Below are 19,528 nucleotides of genomic sequence, written 5' to 3'. Positions count from 1 at the left end.
GCACCGGGGCAACGCCCCGGTCCCGCCGGACCCGACCACCCGAAGGAAGAGCACCGATGACCGAACTCATGACGGGGCTGCCGCCCGTGACGCCGGAGCAGGGTGTGTTCTCCCTGGGCGAGCTGTCCCGGAGCGAGGTGCGCCAACTGGTCCGCCGGAGCGCCGACTTCTACCGGGACATCGGCGCGCACCGCAGCCCGCTGAGCGGCCGGGTGGCCGGCATCCTCTTCACCAAGACCTCCACCCGCACCCGTACGGCGTTCACCACCGCCGCCATCCGCCTGGGCGCCTCCCCTGTCACCTTCGGCCCCCACGACCTGCAGACGAACACCGGCGAGTCGATCACCGACACCGGCCGCATCCTGGGCAGCATGCTGGACCTGCTGGTCGCCAGGACGGCAGGCCCGCTGGACGAGCTGCGCGAGCTCTCCCGGCACGGCGGCATACCGGTGGTCAACGCGATGGCGGCGGAGGAGCACCCGACGCAGGGGATCTGCGACCTGGCGACGATCAGCATGTGCCGCGGCGGGGTGGACGGCGCACGCATCGTCTACCTCGGCGAGGGCAACAACACCGCCACCGCCCTCGCGCAGGGCATCGCCCATTTCTCCGGCTGCCAGGTCACCTTCGCCACCCCCGAGGGGTACGGCCTGCCGGCCGCTGCCCTGGAGTCCGCCGCCAAGCGGGCGGCCGAGCTCGGCACCACGCTCACCCAGGTGCACTCGACCCGCGAACTCCCCCACGAGGCCGACTTCGTCTACACCACCCGCTGGCAGACCACCGGAACCGCCAAGCCGGACGCCGACTGGCGGGAGAAATTCCTGCCGTTCTACGTCGACGACGCCCTGATGGACCGCTGGCCGCAGGCCCGGTTCCTGCACGACCTGCCCGCCCACCGCGGCGAGGAGGTGGCCGGCAGCGTGCTCGACGGCGACCGGTCCGTGGCCTGGGGACAGGCCCGGATGAAGCTCACCAGCGCCATGTCCACGCTGGAATGGCTGGCCGGCCGGCTCTGACCGGCGCCGGCCGCCCGGCGCGAGGCCTGCCGCCCGGCGCCGGCCGCCCCGAGCACCACAGCACCTGAGCACAGAACACAGAGAACAGAGCGCAGAGAACAGGAAAAACGCCCCAGATGACCAACTTCATCGGATACATCGCCGTCGCCGGGCTGATCGTGGTGTCCCCCGGCGCGGACACTCTGGTGGTCATCAGAAACGCACTGCACGGCGGCGCCAGGGCCGCCGTGCAGACCGCCGCGGGGGTGTGCACCGGGCTGGTCGCCTGGGCGGTGGCCTCGGTGGCGGGGCTCTCGGCCGTGCTGGCCGCCTCGCCCGCCCTCTTCACCGCCATCAAGATCGCCGGGGCCGCCTACCTGGTCTTCCTGGGCATCCGTGCCCTCCTCGCAGCCCGCAGACCGCTCGGCGACGTGGACACACCCACCCAGCTGAACTGGCGTCAAGGGGCGGTCACCAGCCTGGGCAACCCCAAGGTCGGCGTCTTCTACACCTCGTTCCTGCCGCAGTTCATCCCGGCCGGAAACGGTTCCCTGCCCGTCTCCCTCACCCTGGCCGGTATCCACGTCGCCCTCAGCTTCCTGTGCCTGTGCGGCTATGCCCTGTTGGTGCTGCGGCTCGGAAACATCTTCAAGCGGGACGGCTGGCGCCGCGTGCTGGAGACCGTGGGCGGCGGGGCCCTGTGCGCCATCGGCACCTGGCTGGTGGTCTCGGCCGTGGCCTAGTACCGCAGCAGCCCCGGGCCTGCTGCCCCCGCCCGGCGCGGCACCACCCCTGACAGGAACGACCTGACAGGACAGGAACGACCTGACAGGACAGGAACGACCTGACAGGACAGGAACGACCTGACAGGACAGGAACGACCTGACAGGCACGAGAGGAATGTCCATGAAGTCCCCGCTGAACCAGTGGTACGAGAAGGCAGGGGTCCGAAGAGACCCGCGGCGCGTCATCGGCCAGGACCTGGAATCGGGAAAGACGCTCTTCCCGGAGGCGATGATCCCGTACGTGGACCATCCGCTGGTGCGGGCACTGGGGCCCGACGAGCGCTTCCGCATCGTCGCCCGGCACCTCTACCAGTACCTCCACTTCACCATGCACTTCGAGACGAGCGTGGTGAACCGTGCCACCGAGCGCATCGCCAACGGCACCTCGGGCCTGGGGGTGACGACCGGGATGCGGCTGGACGCATACAAGATCTACTGCGACGAGGCGTACCACGCCCTGTACAGCCTCGACATCATCGACCAGGTGCGCGGCGCCACCGGCATCGACGTGCCCGCCTATGACTTCAGCCCCTTCCTGAGCCAACTGGACGGCATCGGCGCACAGGTCATGCCGGGCGAGCCGCTGCTGACCCAGCTGCTGCAGGTCGTCGTCTTCGAAACGCTGGTCACCTCCATCCTCAAGGACGTCCCCAAGGACCCCCGGGTCGTGACCACCGTGCGGGACGTGGTGCGCGATCACGCCGAGGACGAGGGCAGGCACCACGCCTGCTTCTCCGGGTTCTTCAAGGAGTTGTGGACCGACCTGGACCCGGGGCTGCGCGAGCGCTCCGCCCGCTGTCTGCCGGAACTGGTCCTGCGCAGCCTGGCCCCGGACCTGGCGCCGGTGCGCGACTCGCTGCGCCTCGCGGGTCTGGACAAGGACGGTGTGGAGCAGGTCGTCGCCGATGCGTTCGCGCCCGGGCAGGTCCGCGAGCAGATCCGCCACTCGGCCCGGCACACCGTCCGGCTCTTCGAATCGGTGGGCGTGCTGGAGATGCCCGGAGCCGAGGAGGCCTTCGCGTCAGCGGGCCTGGTCTGACGGCACGCTCGCCGGTGTGCCGACCGGCGAGGTGCGCCTCGGCCACGACAGGCCCAGGATCTTCTCGCCCTTCGGCCTCGGGGTTCTCGATCTCGCGGTCGGCATGCATGTGTACACCTCCGCGAAGGAATCCTCTTCAGCAGGGGAGATCCCCGACTTCTTCGGCGAGACCGAACGCTGGTCCCGTCAGCCCCTAGCCCTAGCCCGTTAGCCCGTCAGCAGTCCGTCCCGTTCAGCAGATCACGGACGTTCCCCCTCAGGAGGCAGAAGGAATGAGCGCGAACGAGGCCGGCGAACCGCGCCGCAAGGCCCCCGCCACGGAAGCGGGTATCCGATGACGGCGCAGCACGAGGACGCCGGGACGGACGCCGCGACGGACGAGGCGGCCCGGTCCGCTTCCACCGTGGCGCCCGCCCCCCGCCGCAGGGGCCTTTCCGTCTTCTGGCGCTACTGGACCGCGTCCACGGTCAGCCAGGCCGGTGACGCGGTCACCACCGTCGCCCTGCCGCTGCTGGCCGTGGGGGCGCTGCAGGCCTCGGCGTTCGAGGTGAGCCTGCTGCCGGCCGCCCAGTACGCCGCCTGGATCGCGATCGGCCTGCCGGCCGGCGTCATCGTGCAGCGCCTCCCGCTGCGCGGCACCCAGGTGGTGATGGACCTCCTGCGGGCGGCCGCCATCGTCTCGGTGCCGGTGGCCTACGCGCTGGGCGTCCTGCACCTGGCACAGCTCGTGGTCGTCGCGCTGGTCATCGGCCTGGCGACGGTGGTCTTCGACGTCGGCAACTCGACGTTCCTCCCCACCATCGTCAGCAAGGACGAGCTGACCGCGCGTAACTCCCTCTCCTCCGCCTCCACTTCGGCGACCCAGCTCGGTGGCCCCTCGCTCGGCGGCGTGCTCGTGCAGTTCTGCGGCGCGGCCCTGAGCCTCGTCGTCGACGCCGTCAGCTACCTGGTCTCGGCCCTTCTGTTGTGGAGCCTGCCCAGGGCCGCCCCTCCGGAGGCGCCGGCGGAGCGCGAGTCGACCGTGGCGCTGATCAAGGAGGGCTGGCGTTTCGTGGCCCACCACACGGTGATCCGTCCCTGTGCGGCGGCCGCGACCCTGACCAACTTCATCCTCGGCGGCCTCATGGCGCTCACACCCGTCTTCCTCATGCGGACCCTGCACGCCCCCGCGAGCCTCGTCGGCCTGCTGATAGCCGCCGAGGGCCTGGGCAGCCTGATCGGGGCGACGCTCACCACCCGCCTCGCGAACCGGCTCGGCAGTGCCCGCACCCTGGTCTGCGGCACGTTCGCCGGGGCGGCGTGCGCCCTGCTGATGCCGCTGGCGCAGACGGGATGGGGGCTGCTCCTCTTCGCCCTGGGCAGCATGGGCTTCGGGGCCGCGGCAGTGATCATGAGCATCCTGACCCGTACCCACCGGCAGACGGTGACCCCCATCGAACTGCTGCCCCGTGTCATGGCCACCGTGCGCTTCATCTCCTGGGGAGCCATCCCGGTCGGCGCCCTGGTCGCCGGCGCGGCGGCCACCGCACTGGGCAACCGAGGCGCCGTCTGGGTGATGTGCGCGCTGGCCTTCCTGGCGCCGCTGGCCTTGTGGAGCAGCCCCATCCGGCGGATGCGCGACCTGACCTGACGGCCGGGGCCGGGCCGGGGCTCCTGCACGGTGTACGCGAACGGGCCGTACGCCAACGGGCCGTGTCCGCCGCCTCGTACGGGGCAGGACACGGCCCGGTGAGGTGCCCGTGGCCGGGGTGGTCGGGCCGGGGTGGCCGGGCCGGTGGGTCAGGGCAGGCCGGTGGTGAGGACCGGTGGGTCAGGCCGTGTCGCCGCCGCCGTGTTCGTCGGCCTCGGCCTGCTTGGCCTGGATCTCCGGGTCGAGCGAGGAGCCCTCGCTGCCGTCGACCGAGCTCAGCCGTTCGCGGTCGCTGACCTCGGTGGGGGCCGGCGGCTCGACCAGCCAGTCCGGGTTGGCCTGCTTGTCCCACCACTTCCAGGCGGCGACCGCGCCGCCGGCCAGGATGCCCAGCACGGTCAGGCGCTTGGCGAGCTTGCCGCACTTGGCCCGCCGGCTGTGCTTCTTCTGGAGCTTGGCGATCTCGGCGGCCGTCACCTGGCCGCGGAGGGCGGCGAGCGCGGCGGTGCCACGGGCGAGGGCTTCGTCGCGCACCGGTTCGGCCGCGGCACGCGCGTGGGTCACGGCGTTCTCCAGCCGCGGCGCGGTGTAATCGGCCGCCTGGCGGGCCGCCTTGCGGGTCCGGCAGGCCGCCCGGGTGGCCGCCGCGTCCACCTTGGGCGGCAGGGTGCCACGGGCGTGCTCGATACGCGGGTGCAGATGGGCGTCGTACTGCGTACGTGCCTGGTGGGCGGCCTCGGCCACCTTGGGAGCCGCTCGCGTCCGGGCCTCGTGAGCGAAGTGCACGGCGGCGTCCTTGGCCGTACCGGCATAAGGAGCTACCACCTCCGCGGCGTGCCGCACGCTGTCCTTGGCCGTACCGGTCGCGGCGCGCACGCTGTCCTTGCGGGTCACGGGATCCTCCTCCTCGGTGGCGTATCCGGGGCTTGGGGGCTGGTCCCCCGTGTCTGCTGTATCGCCTGTCCACCCGTTTGAAGATCATGCCCGCTCATGCGTCGTACGGCATGTGCGAGCGGGCATCCGGGTCATTGCAGACCTTCCGGAGCCTTGTGGACGACAATGCCACGAATTTCCCCGCCGGGCGCAGGAAATCCGCACGAAGAGCGTCAGCGGCGACGGCCGGACGGCACGCACGGTGCGGCGAGGGGGCCGTTGGAGGGGCCGCGCCCGGGCGGTGGCGCACCGCGGCGCGCAGCGCGGTGAGCGGCCGCGCTCCAGCCCTGGGAGGGCCGGTCCATGGGAGGATCGGGAACCGTCAGCGAAGACTTATGGAAGGTAGATCGTGGCTGAGCAGCTCTACGCCACCCTGAAGACCAACCAGGGCGACATCGAGATTCGGCTCCTGCCGAACCATGCCCCCAAAACGGTCAAGAACTTCGTCGAACTCGCCAAGGGCGAGCGGGAGTGGACCCACCCGGCGACCGGCAAGAAGTCCACGGACCGGCTGTACGACGGCACCGTCTTCCACCGGGTGATCAGCGGTTTCATGATCCAGGGCGGCGACCCGCTGGGCAACGGCACCGGTGGCCCCGGTTACGAGTTCGGGGACGAGTTCCACCCCGACCTGGCCTTCAACAAGCCGTACCTGCTGGCCATGGCCAACGCCGGTCCGGGCACCAACGGCTCGCAGTTCTTCATCACCGTCGGCTCGACGGCGTGGCTGACCGGCAAGCACACCATCTTCGGTGAGGTCAGCAACGAGGCGGGCAAGAAGGTCGTCGACGCCATCGCCGGCACCCAGACCAACCCGAGCACCGACCGTCCCGTCAAGGACGTCGTCATCGAGTCGGTGGTCGTCGAGACCCGCTGAGCCGCGTCGTGCGCCCCGGCCGGTTCCGGGGAACCATTGCGCCCCGCCCGGTCGTACATCAGGCGGGGCGCGCGGCTCGTCCGGGACGGGTCCGGGCGGGGTGAAGCGCGGATGCGCCCGGACGCAGAAGAGGACGAGGGACGGATGACCCAGGTGCCAGGCAGCCCGCACACGCCGCAGGACGCGCAGGGCGACGGCGGCCTGCCCGGCTGCTCCCGCCACCCCGACCGCCCGACCGGCGTCCGCTGCACCCGCTGTGACCAGCCGATATGCCCGGAGTGCATGGTCAGTGCCTCGGTCGGCTTCCAGTGCCCGGCCTGTGTCCGCGGCGGCAGCGGCACCGGCCACCCGCCGGGCGCCACGGCTCCGCGCACCCTCTCCGGCAGCACCATCGCGGCCGATCCGCGCCTGATCACCAAGATCCTGCTGGGCCTGAACGTCGCGGTCTTCCTCGCCGTCTACGCGAACGGCTCGCTGGTCGGCAGTCTCGACCTGGTGGGGCTCGCCGCCGACCCGGGGCAGTTCCAGCTGGTCGGAGTCGCGGAGGGCCAGTGGTACCGCCTGCTGACCGCGATGTTCCTGCACCAGCAGATCGCCCACATCGCGTTCAACATGCTCTCGCTGTGGTGGCTGGGGCCCCCGCTGGAGGCGGCCCTCGGGCGGCTGCGGTTCACCGCGCTCTATCTGCTCGCCGGCCTGGGCGGCAGCGCCCTGTCGTATCTCCTCGCCGCGCAGAACCAGCCCTCGCTGGGTGCGTCCGGCGCGATCTTCGGGCTGCTCGGTGCGACCGCGGTACTGCTGCGGCGGCTGAATTACGACATGAAGCCGGTGCTGATCCTGCTCGGCCTCAACCTGGTCTTCACGTTCCTCTGGCCGAACATCGCCTGGCAGGCCCATGTCGGCGGCCTGGTGGTGGGTGCCGCGGTGGCGTTCGGGATGGTGCATGCGCCGCGGAACCGCCGGACCCTGGTGCACACCGCGACCTGTGTGGCCGCCCTGCTCGTGATCGTCGCGGTGGTGTGGGTACGGACCCTTCAGCTGCTGGGCTGAAGCGCCCGCCCCGTCACGTTGTCCACAGTGCGTGGCCGATCTTGTGCATGCTGTGCGAAACCCGTATTCCGGCCCGCCTGACCTGCGTTTCCCCAGTAAGGATGCGGGGAGACGCAGACCGGGGGAGGGTGCCGCCGATCACACCGGCGTCAACCTCCGGAGGGTTATCCACAGATCTTCTGAAGTTTTCCCCGGCTGTGGATAACCGTGTGGATGGCCTTGGGCAGGGCTTGCGCTACTTCCACTGCGTGGATACGCCGAAGCCCACCGCGATGAAACCGAAGCCGCACACGATGTTCCAGTTGCCCATGGCGGCGATCGGCAGATCGCCCTCGGACACGTAGAACATCACGATCCACACCAGCCCGATGAGGAACATCGCCAGCATCAGTGGCGCCACCCAACCGCGCCCTGAGTTCATCTTCAGGTTGGTGGTCTTCGCCGGCGGCGGCGTGAAATCGTCCTTCTTCTTGCGGATCCGTGACTTCGGCACGAGGAACTCTCCTGTCGATGCGCTGCTCCCCCGCTCTCTGCTGGGCGCCAGGGCGGTGCCCCCATCCGCGGGGGAGGGTACGAGGGGTGCGCCGGGGCACGGACGCGGTGGGGAGCGGATTCCTTTTCCCGGGCGTCCGTTAGCGTAGTGCTTCCGCGGCGCCGTAAGGAGTAAGGGTACGTTGAGCAATTCCGCTGACTCCCCCCACCGCCCCCCTCGCTCCCGCCTGCGGCCCGTGCGGTTTCTCACCCTGCTGGTGTTCGCGCTCGCCGGACTGCTGTTCTGGCTGAGCTTCGACACCGCCCGCGGCACGAATCTGCGCTCGGACGACTCGATGCTGCGGCTCTCCGACCTCATCCAGGAGCGCAGCCACAAGAACGGCGCCCAGGACGACCGCAACGCCACCCTGCGCGCGGAGGTCGACGCCCTCGCACGGCGCGACAACGGCAGCTCCAAGGCAGAGGAAGCCAAGGTCAAGGCGCTGGAGAAGAACGCCGGCACCAAGCCGCTGAAGGGCCAGGGCGTAACGGTCACCCTGACCGACGCCCCGCCGAACGCCACCGCCAAGATCCCCGGCGTGCCGCAGCCGCAGCCCAACGACCTGGTCATCCACCAGCAGGACCTGCAGGCCGTGGTGAACGCCCTGTGGCACGGCGGCGCCAAGGGCATCAAGGTCATGGACCAGCGGCTGATCTCCACCAGCGCGGTGCGCTGCGTCGGCAACACCCTGATCCTCCAGGGCCGGGTCTACTCCCCGCCGTACAAGGTCACCGCCGTCGGCAACCGCGAAGCCCTCACCAACGCGCTGACCGCCTCCCCCGCCATCCAGAACTACCTCCAGTACGTGAACGCCTACGGCCTGGGCTGGAAAGTCGACCAGCACGAGGCGGTGACTCTTCCCGGCTACTCCGGCACAGTGGATCTGCACTACGCACAGCCTGTGAAGCCGTAGCCCGCACGCCGCGGGGCGGCGGGAGGGGCGGGGGCCGGATGACGCTGCGGGGCCGGACGGCGGTGCGGTGGATCGTGTGGACGCTCAGCGAAATCTGTGTCACCGCCGGCGCGCTGATCGTGCTGTTCGTGGTCTACGTCCTCTTCTGGACCGGGGTACGGGCCGACAGCGCCATGGACAGCGAGATCGGCAAGCTCCGGCAGCAGTGGTCCACGGACCCGGTCACCGGACCCGGCGGCACACCGGCTCCCGGCGGGAAGCCGGACCCCGGCCGGACAGGCGCCCCCGACGCGCGGCCCCGCCGCTACGCACCGGGCGCCTCCTTCGCCGTGATGTACATCCCGCGCCTGGGCGCCGACTGGGCCAAGCCCGTGCTCGAAGGCACCGCGACCGACGTCCTCAAGCGCGGCCTGGGCCACTACGACCGCACCGCGCACCCCGGGGAGACCGGCAACTTCTCCGTCGCCGGTCACCGCCGCACGTACGGCGACCCTTTCAAGGACTTCCCGCGGCTGCGCCCCGGCGATGCCGTGGTCCTGACCGACGGCGCGACCTGGTACACCTACCGCATCGACCGCAGGCCCTATACGACGCTGCCCGGCGACATCGGGGTGATCGACCCCGTACCGCCGAAGTCCGGATTCCACGGCCCCGGCCGCTATCTCACGCTCACGACCTGCGAGCCGGAATGGGGCCACAGCCACCGGCTGATCGCCTGGGGACACCTCGATTCCACCCAACCCGTGGCACAGGGAAGGCCATCGGCTTTGACCGGCTGACCCACCTGTGCCCGCCCTCGCCCCTTACTCTGGTGTCGCAATCGTCATCGTCATCGGCATCGGCAAGGGGACAGCGACAGCATGTACGGCTGGATCTGGCGGCATCTGCCGGGCAACACCTGGGTGAAGGCACTGATTTCCCTGGTGCTCGCGCTGGCGGTCGTCTTCGTACTCTTCCAGTACGTCTTTCCGTGGGCGGAGCCGCTGCTCCCCTTCAATGACGTCACTGTCGACCAAGGGATGGCAGCCGTCCGATGACCGCACGGATTCTCGTCGTCGACAACTACGACAGCTTCGTCTTCAACCTCGTCCAGTACCTCTACCAACTGGGTGCCGAATGCGAGGTGCTGCGCAACGACGAGGTCGAGCCGCGCCATGCGCGGGACGGCTTCGACGGCGTGCTGCTGTCGCCCGGTCCCGGCACCCCCGAGCAGGCCGGCGTCTGCGTCGACATGGTCCGGCACTGCGCGGACACCGGTGTCCCGGTCTTCGGTGTGTGCCTGGGCATGCAGTCGATGGCGGTCGCGTACGGCGGTGTGGTGGACCGGGCGCCCGAGCTGCTGCACGGCAAGACCTCGCCCGTCCTCCACGAGGGCGCCGGGGTGTTCGCCGGCCTGCCCTCCCCGTTCACCGCCACCCGCTACCACTCCCTGGCCGTCGAACCGGACACGGTCCCCGACGAACTGGTCGTCACCTCCTGGACGGAGGCCGAGGACGTCCCCGGCGGGCGGATCGTGATGGGTCTGCGGCACCGTGAACTGCCGGTCGAGGGGGTGCAGTTCCACCCCGAATCGGTGCTGACGGAGTGGGGGCACCGGATGCTGGCCAACTGGCTCGTCGAATGCGGTGACAAGGGGGCGGTGGCGCGCTCCACGGGGCTGGCCCCGGTGGTCGGCAAGGCCGGCGCGTGACCGACCTGCGCCCCGGGCGTGAAGGGAGACCCTACGAGCCGGACGGTTCGCAGCGGTCCAACGGGCCGCAGCAGTCGTACGGGCCGCAGGAACCGCAGGGATCACCGGATCCGTACGGGTACCCCGATGCGTTCGAGGCGGCGGTGGAGCAGCTGGACGACCCGCTGAACGATCCGCTGCCGGGCCAGGCGGCATCATCGGCGCCCGCGCCCGCGCCCGCTCCGTACGGGCAGCCGGGCCGGGGGCGACGGCGGGGCAAGGCGGCTCAGGAGGGCGGGAGCCAGGGCTCACCGTGGTTCCGCCCGCATCTGGAGCCGGAAAGGCCGTCCCGGCCGGACGGGCAGTCGTACGGCGCCGAGACGTCCCCCCACGGCCAGGGCCCCGGCCCCGGCTACGCCCCCCGCCCCGCGGCGCCCGACTCGATATCCCGGCCATATGCCACACCGGAGGCACCGCAGTCACCGGGGGCACCGGAGGCGTCGGTACCGCCCGCCCCCGCACCGGCCGGGCGCCCCGCGCCGACCGCCGCCTCCACGCCTGCCGCGGGCCCCGCACCGGCCGCGCCTGCCGCCGCCACACCATGGCAGGGCGACAACGAGACCATGGCGCTGCGTCAGGCGGAGAAGCCCGACGACGTGTCCGTTTCACGTGAAACGGATACCTCGGTTTCACGTGAAACCGAGACCTCGGCATCCACCCCGTCGTCCGGCGGCCGCGCGGCCCGGCGGAAGGCCGCCCAGGAGGCTGCCAAGCGAGGAGGGCGGCGCGGGCGCCACAGCGGCACGGCCGCCGCCACAACAGCCGCTGCGACCGCCTCTGAAGCGGCGCCCGCCCCGCTGTCCCGGCTGGAGGCCCGGCAGGCCGCGCGCGCAGCCAAAGACAGCCCCAGCCTGATCGCCAGCCGCGCGCTGGGCGAAGTGTTCATCACCCTCGGCGTGCTGATGCTGCTGTTCGTCACCTATCAGCTCTGGTGGACCAATGTGATGGCCGAGCAGGAGGCGGGCGGCGCCGCCAGCAACCTGCAGCACGAGTGGGACAAGGGCGGCGGCGAGAAGAAGAACCTCGCGGACGGTGAGCGCTTCGGGATCATGTACATCCCGAAGCTCGATGTGAAGGCGCCGATAGCCGAGGGCATCGACAAGCACCGTGTGCTGGACCACGGCATGATCGGCCACTACGACAAGAACAGCGGGACCAAGACGGCGATGCCCTGGGACAAGAAGGGCAACTTCGCGGTGGCGGCGCATCGCAACACACACGGCGAGCCGTTCCGCTACGTCAACAGGCTCACCAAGGGCGACAAGATCATCGTCGAGACGAAGAGCTCGTACTACACCTACGAGATGGTGAGCATCCTCCCGCAGACGTCTCCGAGCAACACCAGCGTGATCGGCCCCGTGCCGCCCGGGTCGGGATTCACCGGACCCGGCCGCTACATCACCCTGACGACCTGTACCCCGGAGTTCACCAGTACCTATCGGATGATCGTCTGGGGCAAGATGGTCGACGAGCGGCCGCGGAGCAAGGGCAAACCGGATGCGCTCGCCGGCTGAGTGAACATAAGAGGGGTGCTGCGCGGTGACTGCAACCGGAACCGACGAGGAATGCGACCGGTCCGCGCCGCCGCCCGAGCCGCGCCGGGTGCGCAGGGCCATCGCCGCCGTCATCAGCCTTATCGGTGAGCTGCTGATCACGGCCGGGGTGATCCTGGGCCTGTTCGTCGCCTACTCGCTGTGGTGGACCAACGTCCTCGCCGACCGTGCCGCGCACCAGCAGGGCGACCAGGTCCGCCAGCACTGGGCGAGCAGCGGCCCCAAGGGCCCGGGGAAGCTGGACACCAAGGACGGCATCGGCTTTCTGCACGTACCGGCGATGGACAACGGCGAGGTCCTGGTCAAGAAGGGCACCGACTCCGAGATCCTCAACGAGGGCGTGGCCGGTTACTACACCAAGCCGGTCAAGTCGGAGCTGCCGGAGGACAAGAAGGGCAACTTCACCCTCGCCGCGCACCGTGACGGCCACGGCGCGAAGTTCCACAACATCGACAAACTCAAGGACGGCGACCCGATCGTCTTCGAGACGAAGGACACCTGGTACGTCTACAAGGTGTTCGCGACGCTGCCCGAGACCTCGAAGTACAACGTGGACGTCCTCGACGACATCCCGAAGGAATCCGGCAAGCACAAGGCGGGGCGCTTCATCACCCTCACGACCTGCACCCCGGTCTACACCTCGAACTACCGCTTCATCGTCTGGGGCGAGCTGGAACGCACCGAGAAGGTCGACGCGGACCGCACACCCCCGAAGGAACTCCGCTAGCCGGACGGGACGGGACAGGACAGGCCCCAGGCGCCCCGAGGAACGCACCCCGAGGCACGCACACCCGAGACACGGACAACGCAGAAGCCCCGGCACCCTTCCCAGGTGCCGGGGCTCCGTGCTTCTCGTCGCAGGGACCGCTAGTGGTTGCCTCCGAACGCTCCGCCGAAGATGCCGCCACCGCCGTCATTGCCACCGTTGCCGTTGCCGCCACCGCCGATGGTGGTCAGCGTCACGGTGGTGGTCTTGGGATCGGACGGGGTGTTGGGCTGCGGGTCCTGGGTGGCGACACGGGCGTTGTCGTCCTGCGGACTGCCGCCGGCGAGCTGGATGTTGGTGAAGCCGGCCTGCTGGAGCGCCTTCTTCGCATCCTTCAGGGGCTGACCGATCACACCCGGAACCGGTGTCTGAGCGCCCGCCTTGCCGACCGTGAGGGTCACGGTGGAGTTCACCTTGGCCTCGGTGTTGCCCGCCGGGCTCTGGTCGATCACCTTGCCGACCTGGTTGGGGTCGGTGACGTCCGTCTCGTTCTTGGTGACCTCGAAGCCCAGGTCCTTCAGCTGCTTCTGGGCCGCGGCGAAGTCCTGGCCCTTGACGTCAGGGACCTGCTTCTTCGGGCTCGGCGTGGCGATGGACAGCGTGATCTTGGCGTCCTTGGTCCGCTGCGAGTTCGGCTTCGGATCCTGCTCCACCACGGTGCCGGCGGGCCGGTCGGAGACCTGGGGCTCGCTGTTGACGTCGGTGAAGCCCTTTTCCTTGAGGTCGTTTCGCGCCTGGTCCTCGGTCAGGCCCGTGACGCTGGGCACCGTGATCTTCTCCTGGCCCGTGCACAGCGTGACCTTGATGGTGTCGTCCTTGGCGAGCTCTCCGCCGGGCTTCGGACTCTGCTCGGTGACCTGGCCCTTCTTGACGTTGTCGCAGGCCTTGCGACCCCCCTCGACGACCTTGAAGCTGCCGTTCCTGCCGAACGACTTGGCTTCCTTGAGGGTCTTGCCGACGAGGTTGGGCGCCGGTGTGGTGCCACTCACGTTTTTGCCGGTGAACATCGCCTTGCCGATGAAGATCGCACCGACCAGGACGAGGACGGCCGCCAGCACCAGCAGGATCGTCGAGGTGTTGCTCTTCTTCTGGCCGCCACCACGGCGCCGGTCGCCGCGGTCGTCGTAGCCGTAGCCCCCGTCGTCCGGGTTCATCGGCGGCAGCATGGAGGTCTGGCCGGCCGGGTCCTGCGGCCGCAGCATGGTGGTCGGCTGGTCCTGCTCGTAGCCGCCCGCGCCCATGCCGGAGCTCGCCGCCACCGGCTGTCCGTCCAGCGCCGCCTCGATGTCGGCGCGCATCTCGTCCGCCGACTGATAGCGGTAGTCCGGGTCCTTGACCAGCGCCTTCAGGACGATGGCGTCCATCTCCGGCGTGATCTCGGGATCGAAGTTGCTCGGCTTCTGGGGCTCCTCGCGGACATGCTGATAGGCCACCGCGACCGGTGAGTCACCGACGAACGGCGGCCGGACGGTCAGCAGCTCGTAGAGCAGACAGCCGGTGGAGTACAGGTCGGAGCGGGCGTCGACCTGCTCACCCTTGGCCTGCTCGGGAGAGAGGTACTGCGCGGTGCCGATGACCGCCGCGGTCTGCGTCATCGTCATACCGGCATCGCCCATGGCCCGGGCGATGCCGAAGTCCATGACCTTGACCTGGCCGGTGCGCGTCAGCATGACGTTGGCCGGCTTGATGTCGCGGTGGACGATGCCGGCCCGGTGGGAGTACTCCAGCGCCTGGAGGACACCGGTGGTCATCTCCAGCGACCGCTCGGGCAGCAGCTTTCTTCCGGAGTGCAGAAGCTCACGCAGTGTGGAGCCGTCGACGTACTCCATGACGATGTACGGGATCGAGACACCGTCGACGTAGTCCTCGCCGGTGTCGTAGACCGCGACGATCGACGGATGGTTCAGCGAGGCGGCCGACTGGGCCTCACGGCGGAACCGGGCCTGGAAGGACGGGTCACGGGCGAGGTCCACCCGCAGCGTCTTCACAGCTACGGTGCGGCCCAGGCGGGTGTCATGCGCGAGGTACACCTCGGCCATGCCACCGCGGCCGAGCACCGAGCCCAGCTCGTACCGGCCGCCGAGGCGACGCGGCTCTTCCATAAGCTTCTCCAGCCCTCTCCGTCAGTCCCGACCGCACCGGTGTGTGGTCCGGCGGTGTGCTGTCCGGGCATACCGTACCCGGCACGCCGTAGCGGACCGGGCCGGAGCCGCAACCTGATACGTGACCGGTATGGGCATGACCCGGGTCACTTCTCGCCTTCGAGTACCGCCTGCATGACGCGCTTCGCGACCGGAGCTGCAAGCTTTCCGCCGGCGATGTCGTCGCGAAGAGTGTCGGATCCCTCAATGACGACCGCGACCGCGACGGGGGTGCCCTTGTCGGTTTTCGCGTAGGAGATGAACCAGGCGTACGGATTGTCCTTGTTGTTCTCGCCGTGCTGGGCGGTACCGGTCTTTCCGCCGACTGTGACGCCCGGGATCTGGGCGCTGGTTCCCGTGCCCTGCTTGACCACGGTCTCCATGATGCTCTGGACCTTCTGGGCGTTCTCCGCGCTCAGCGGCCGGCTCATCTCCTGCGGCGTGTGCTGCTGGACCACATTGAGGTTCGGCGCGACCAGCTGGTCGACCATGTACGGCTTCATCAGCTTGCCGCCGTTGGCGACCGCCGAGGCGACCATGGCCATCTGCAGCGGCGTGGCGCGGTTGGAGGCCTGGCCGATGCCCGCCATGGCGTTCTGCGGCCGGTTGTCCTCGGGGTAGATGCTCTCCGCGGCGCGGACCGGAGTGTTGATCCCCGGGTCGTTGAAGCCGAACTTCTCCGCCTCGGCCTTCATCTTCTTGTTGCCGAGGTCCGCGCTGATCTTGCCGAACACCGTGTTGCAGGACCAGCGCAGCGCCTCACGCAGGGAAGCGTCCTTGCACGGGATGTTGCCCTCGTTCTTCAGCGGGAGGCCCGAGGTGTCGGGGAGCGTGTAGGGCAGCGGCGAGTCGGTGTGGGCGTCGACGTTGTTGTAGAGGCCGTTCTGCAGCGCTGCCGAGGCCGTGACGACCTTGAAGGTGGAGCCGGGCGGGTAGGTCTGGCGCAGCGCCCGGTTGAGCATCGGCTCGTCGGCGTCGCTCTTCTTCTGCAGCGCGCTGTACGCCTCGGCGTCCTTGTTGCTCATCCCCGCGAAGGTGGACGGGTCGTACGACGGGGTGCTGGCCAGGGCCAGGATCGCCCCGGTCTCCGGGTTGATCGCGGCGACCGCGCCCTTCTGCTTGCCCAGGCCGTCGTAGGCGGCCTTCTGGGCCTTGGCGTCGAGGGTGGTCACCACATTGCCGCCCTTCTGCTTGCCGCCGGTGAACATGTCGACCGTGCGGCTGAAGAAGAGCCTGTCGTCGGTGCCGCTGAGGATTTCGTCGTTCAGCTTCTCGAGCTGGTTGGCGTCGAAGGCCTGCGAGGCGTAGCCGGTGACCGGCGCCCACATCTTGCCGTTCTTGTACGTGCGCTTGTACTTGAAGTCGCCGCTGTCGGTGGTCGTGGAGCCGGTGATGGCCTTGCCGTCGACGATGATGTTGCCGCGCGGTGTGCTGTAGCGCTCGATGGCGACCCGGCGGTTGTGCGGGTCGTTCTTGAGCGCGTCACCCTGGACGAACTGCACCCAGTTGACGCGGACGAGCAGAGCGAGGACGAGCAGGCCGCAGAAGATCGCGACCCGGCGCAGGGGCTTGTTCACGGGCGGACCACCTGGGTCATTTCGGCGTCGGTGGACGGGGCGGGGGCCGGCGCCGGACGGCGCGCGGTGTCGCTGATCCGGAGCAGGATCGCGATCAGTGCCCAGTTGGCGATCACGGACGAGCCACCCTGGGCGAGGAACGGCATCGTCATACCCGTCAGGGGGATCAGGCCCGTCACACCACCGGCGACGACGAAGACCTGCAGCGCGAAGGCGCCGGACAGGCCGATCGACAGCAGCTTGCCGAACGGGTCGCGGGCGGCCAGCGCCGTACGGATACCGCGCTCGATCAGCAGGCCGTACAGCAGCAGGATCGCCATCAGCCCGGCGAGCCCGACCTCCTCGCCGACCGTGGCGAGAATGTAGTCACTCTTCGGCGCGATACCCAGGATGAGGCGGGAGTAGCCCTGTCCCAGACCGGAGCCGAGGATGCCGCCGGAGCCGAAGGAGTACATCGCCTGGGCGGTCTCGGTGACACCGCCGTTGGCCAGCTCCAGCGGGTTGAGCCAGTTGTGGACACGCGTCTGGACGTGCGACTCGAACGTCGCCACCGCGACCGCGCCGCCGGCGCTGAGCAGCAGACCGAACACGATCCAGCTGGTGCGCTCGGTGGCCACGTACAGCATCACGACGAACAGGCCGAAGAACAGCAGCGAGGTGCCCAGGTCGGTCTCGAAGACCAGGATCATCAGGCTGAGCGCCCAGATGACGAGAATGGGGCCGAGGTCACGGCCGCGCGGGAGGTAGAGCCCCATGAAGCGGCGGCTGGCCAGCGCCAGCGCATCCCGCTTCACCATCAGGTAGCCGGCGAAGAAGATCGCGATGATGATCTTCGCGAACTCGCCGGGCTGCAGCGAGCCGAGACCCGGAATCGTGATCCAGATCTTCGCGCCGTTCACGCCCGGGAAGAACACCGGCGCGACCAGCAGGACCAGCGCCACCACCATCGAGATGTAGGTGTAGCGCTGCAGGACGCGGTGGTCCTTGAGGAAGATCAGGATGGCCAGGAAGAAGGCGACGCCGAGCGTCGACCACATCAGCTGGTTGGGCGCCATCGCCTTGCCCAGCGAGGGCTCCTGGTCCAGCCGCCAGATGAAGATCAGGCCCATCCCGTTGAGCAGGGTGCCGATGGGCAGCATCAGCGGGTCCGCGTACGGGGCCCACTTGCGGACGACGAGATGCGCGACGCCCGCCAGCAGGCCCAGGCCCAGGCTGTAGCCCAGCACGCCGGCGGGGACCGAACCCTCCTTGGCCAGACCGACGTTGATGTACGCGAACACCGGAATCAGCACCGCGAAGACGAGCATCGCCAGCTCGGTGTTGCGGCGGCTCGGGGCTCCGATGGTGCCGATGGTGGTGGTGTTGGTGGTGCTGCTGCTCATGAGATCTACGGCCCCCTAGGCCCTCACTGCTGGGTGCTGCAATTTTTTTCCAGCTGCTTCTGCTCCTCGGAGGGCGCGGCCTGGCTGGTGCTGGGTGTGGGTTTCGGAGTCGTGCTCGCCGCCAGCGTGCCGGCCGTGCCGGTGCCGCTGTCGTTGCCCGCCTTGCCGGTGGAACCGGGCTTGGCGCTCGGCGAACCGGACCGGGACGGGCTGCCGGGCTTCGACGGCGTGCCGGCCTTTCCCTTGTTGGCCGGGTGCCGTGCCGCCTCGCGCTCGGCCGCCTCCCGCTGCTCCTTATTACGGCAGGCATTGGCCTGGCTGTTCAGTTCGGTGACTTTTTCGCCGGCCTGGGTGCGGCTGTCGACCGCGATCGTCTCCTTGACCTGGTTGCGCTGGTACAGCGGCAGGTACTTGAGTTCGATCTCGGGATGGTCCTCGTCCACGTCGTTGAGCTTTATCCACGCGAGGTCCTGGCTGATGCCCCGGTAGAGCGCGACGTGGTCGTCCTTGGCTCCGACGAAGTACTGGGTCTGCGTCCAGTTGTAGCCCGCGTAGCACCCGCCGCCCACGAGGCCCAGCACCAGCGCGATGAACAGCGACCGCTTCAGCCACCGCCCACGCCGGCGCGGCTTGACGAAGTCCTCGTCGATGAACGCGCCGAACGAGCCCTGCGGCGGGCCGCCGACCTCGTGCTCACCGCTGCCGGGCGGCCCGAAGGCACCCCCGGGGCCGGACGGCTGCCCGCCCGGCCGGCCGAGCTCGGCGGCCCGCGCCGCGGGGGTCTGCAGCGTGCTCGGGTCGCTGAGCTGGTGCTGGTTCTCCGCGACGGCGCCGACGATGACCGGGGTGTCGTTGAGCTGGGCGGCCATCGCGTCGTTGCCGTCCACGTCCAGGACGTCGGCGACGATGCAGGTGATGTTGTCGGGTCCGCCACCGCGCAGGGCGAGCTGGATCAGCTCCTGCACGGTCTCGTGCGGCCCGTGGTAGCTGGCGAGGGTCTCCTCCAGCGTCTGGTGGCTGACGACCCCGGACAGTCCGTCCGAGCAGATCAGATACCGGTCGCCGGCCCGCACCTCGCGGATCGACAGATCGGGCTCGACATGATCGCCGCTGCCCAGCGCCCGCATCAGCAGCGACCGCTGCGGATGGGTGGTGGCTTCCTCTTCGGTGATCCGGCCCTCGTCGACCAGCCGCTGCACCCAGGTGTGGTCCTGGGTGATCTGGGTCAGCACGCCGTCGCGCAGCAGATACGCCCGCGAGTCACCGACGTGGACGAGGCCGAGCCGCTGTCCGGTCCACAGCAGGGCGGTCAGGGTCGTGCCCATGCCCTCCAGCTGGGGGTCCTCCTCGACCATCACCCGCAGCTGGTCATTGGCGCGCGTGACGGCCGTGCCCAGCGAGGTGAGGAGGTCGGAGCCGGGGACGTCGTCGTCGAGCTGGACGAGCGTGGAGATCACCTCGGAGGAGGCGACCTCACCGGCGGCCTGACCGCCCATGCCGTCGGCGATGGCGAGCAGCCGTGGACCGGCATAGCCGGAGTCCTCGTTGCCCTCGCGGATCATGCCCTTGTGCGATCCGGCGGCGAAGCGCAGAGACAAGCTCATGTGCACCTCACCCGTCGGCTCG

19 protein-coding genes are annotated in these 19,528 nt (G+C 69.5%); 13 read left to right on the top strand and 6 right to left on the bottom strand.

Annotation, left to right across the window (positions count from 1 at the left end; all coding sequences use genetic code 11):
• Positions 1–56: 56 nt before the first annotated feature.
• The 5 genes from ABR737_RS23320 to ABR737_RS23300 all read left to right on the top strand — a co-directional run bounded on the left by ABR737_RS23320 (position 57) and on the right by ABR737_RS23300 (position 4,449).
• Entirely contained in the window at positions 57–1,016 is a 960-nt protein-coding gene (locus ABR737_RS23320; RefSeq protein ID WP_350252051.1) for an ornithine carbamoyltransferase, read from the top strand.
• Between the two features lie 116 nt (positions 1,017–1,132).
• Positions 1,133–1,738 (top strand): LysE family translocator, encoded by a 606-nt coding sequence (locus ABR737_RS23315; protein WP_350252050.1) that lies wholly within the window; start codon positions 1,133–1,135, stop codon positions 1,736–1,738.
• Between the two features lie 163 nt (positions 1,739–1,901).
• Positions 1,902–2,819 (top strand): diiron oxygenase, encoded by a 918-nt coding sequence (locus ABR737_RS23310; protein ID WP_350252049.1) that lies wholly within the window; start codon positions 1,902–1,904, stop codon positions 2,817–2,819.
• A 16-nt stretch (positions 2,820–2,835) separates the two neighbouring features.
• Positions 2,836–3,030 carry a hypothetical protein gene (locus ABR737_RS23305; RefSeq protein WP_350252048.1) on the top strand — a complete coding sequence of 65 codons (195 nt, stop codon included), beginning with the start codon at positions 2,836–2,838 and terminating at the stop codon, positions 3,028–3,030.
• Positions 3,031–3,153: 123 nt separating this feature from the next.
• Positions 3,154–4,449: an MFS transporter gene (locus ABR737_RS23300; RefSeq protein WP_350252047.1), complete on the top strand. Its 1,296-nt coding sequence runs from the start codon at positions 3,154–3,156 to the stop codon at positions 4,447–4,449.
• Positions 4,450–4,629: 180 nt separating this feature from the next.
• On the opposite strand, the gene ABR737_RS23295 is transcribed toward ABR737_RS23300, so the two are convergent.
• A complete protein-coding gene (locus tag ABR737_RS23295) occupies positions 4,630–5,343 on the bottom strand; it encodes a DUF5324 family protein (protein ID WP_350252046.1) in 714 nt (237 codons plus the stop codon).
• A gap of 388 nt (positions 5,344–5,731) precedes the next feature.
• On the opposite strand from ABR737_RS23295, the gene ABR737_RS23290 reads away from it, so the two are divergent.
• Both ABR737_RS23290 and ABR737_RS23285 read left to right on the top strand, forming a co-directional pair.
• Entirely contained in the window at positions 5,732–6,259 is a 528-nt protein-coding gene (locus tag ABR737_RS23290) for a peptidylprolyl isomerase (protein WP_350252045.1), read from the top strand.
• A gap of 144 nt (positions 6,260–6,403) precedes the next feature.
• On the top strand, positions 6,404–7,309 hold the full coding sequence (locus tag ABR737_RS23285) for a rhomboid family intramembrane serine protease (RefSeq protein ID WP_350252044.1): 906 nt from the start codon (positions 6,404–6,406) through the stop codon (positions 7,307–7,309).
• 235 nt (positions 7,310–7,544) lie between these two features.
• Here the strand turns inward: ABR737_RS23285 and crgA are convergent, their stop codons facing one another.
• A complete protein-coding gene (crgA, locus tag ABR737_RS23280; protein ID WP_350252043.1) occupies positions 7,545–7,802 on the bottom strand; it encodes a cell division protein CrgA in 258 nt (85 codons plus the stop codon).
• Positions 7,803–7,983: 181 nt separating this feature from the next.
• Here crgA and ABR737_RS23275 point away from each other — a divergent pair, with 181 nt between their 5' ends.
• From ABR737_RS23275 to ABR737_RS23250, 6 genes are all read left to right on the top strand, one after another.
• Positions 7,984–8,754 carry a DUF881 domain-containing protein gene (locus ABR737_RS23275; protein ID WP_350252042.1) on the top strand — a complete coding sequence of 257 codons (771 nt, stop codon included), beginning with the start codon at positions 7,984–7,986 and terminating at the stop codon, positions 8,752–8,754.
• A gap of 38 nt (positions 8,755–8,792) precedes the next feature.
• A complete protein-coding gene (locus ABR737_RS23270) occupies positions 8,793–9,533 on the top strand; it encodes a class E sortase (RefSeq protein ID WP_350252041.1) in 741 nt (246 codons plus the stop codon).
• A gap of 81 nt (positions 9,534–9,614) precedes the next feature.
• Positions 9,615–9,791: a hypothetical protein gene (locus ABR737_RS23265; RefSeq protein WP_006604449.1), complete on the top strand. Its 177-nt coding sequence runs from the start codon at positions 9,615–9,617 to the stop codon at positions 9,789–9,791.
• Positions 9,788–10,444, top strand: coding sequence for an aminodeoxychorismate/anthranilate synthase component II (locus tag ABR737_RS23260; protein WP_350252040.1), 657 nt, complete (start codon positions 9,788–9,790; stop codon positions 10,442–10,444). Before ABR737_RS23265 ends, ABR737_RS23260 begins: the two co-directional genes overlap by 4 nt.
• Positions 10,441–11,997, top strand: coding sequence for a class E sortase (locus tag ABR737_RS23255; RefSeq protein ID WP_350252039.1), 1,557 nt, complete (start codon positions 10,441–10,443; stop codon positions 11,995–11,997). The genes ABR737_RS23260 and ABR737_RS23255 overlap by 4 nt, the downstream gene beginning before the upstream one ends.
• A gap of 25 nt (positions 11,998–12,022) precedes the next feature.
• Positions 12,023–12,763, top strand: coding sequence for a class E sortase (locus ABR737_RS23250; RefSeq protein ID WP_350252038.1), 741 nt, complete (start codon positions 12,023–12,025; stop codon positions 12,761–12,763).
• 140 nt (positions 12,764–12,903) lie between these two features.
• Here the strand turns inward: ABR737_RS23250 and pknB are convergent, their stop codons facing one another.
• The 4 genes from pknB to ABR737_RS23230 form a co-directional block, all read right to left on the bottom strand.
• A complete protein-coding gene (pknB, locus tag ABR737_RS23245) occupies positions 12,904–14,904 on the bottom strand; it encodes a Stk1 family PASTA domain-containing Ser/Thr kinase (RefSeq protein WP_350252037.1) in 2,001 nt (666 codons plus the stop codon).
• A gap of 146 nt (positions 14,905–15,050) precedes the next feature.
• Positions 15,051–16,520, bottom strand: a complete 1,470-nt coding sequence (locus ABR737_RS23240) for a peptidoglycan D,D-transpeptidase FtsI family protein (protein ID WP_350252036.1) — start codon at positions 16,518–16,520, stop codon at positions 15,051–15,053.
• Positions 16,517–17,902, bottom strand: coding sequence for an FtsW/RodA/SpoVE family cell cycle protein (locus tag ABR737_RS23235; protein WP_350252035.1), 1,386 nt, complete (start codon positions 17,900–17,902; stop codon positions 16,517–16,519). Before ABR737_RS23235 ends, ABR737_RS23240 begins: the two co-directional genes overlap by 4 nt.
• Before the next feature lie 23 nt (positions 17,903–17,925).
• The gene (locus ABR737_RS23230) at positions 17,926–19,506 is read right to left on the bottom strand and encodes a PP2C family protein-serine/threonine phosphatase (RefSeq protein ID WP_350252034.1); all 1,581 of its coding nucleotides are present in this window, start codon (positions 19,504–19,506) and stop codon (positions 17,926–17,928) included.
• Positions 19,507–19,528 lie beyond the last annotated feature (22 nt).

Source organism: Streptomyces sp. Edi2, from assembly GCF_040253635.1.
GTDB lineage: Bacteria > Actinomycetota > Actinomycetes > Streptomycetales > Streptomycetaceae > Streptomyces.
The sequence above is the reverse complement of the archived record's forward strand: the minus strand, read 5'-3'. Positions and strand labels throughout refer to the sequence as shown.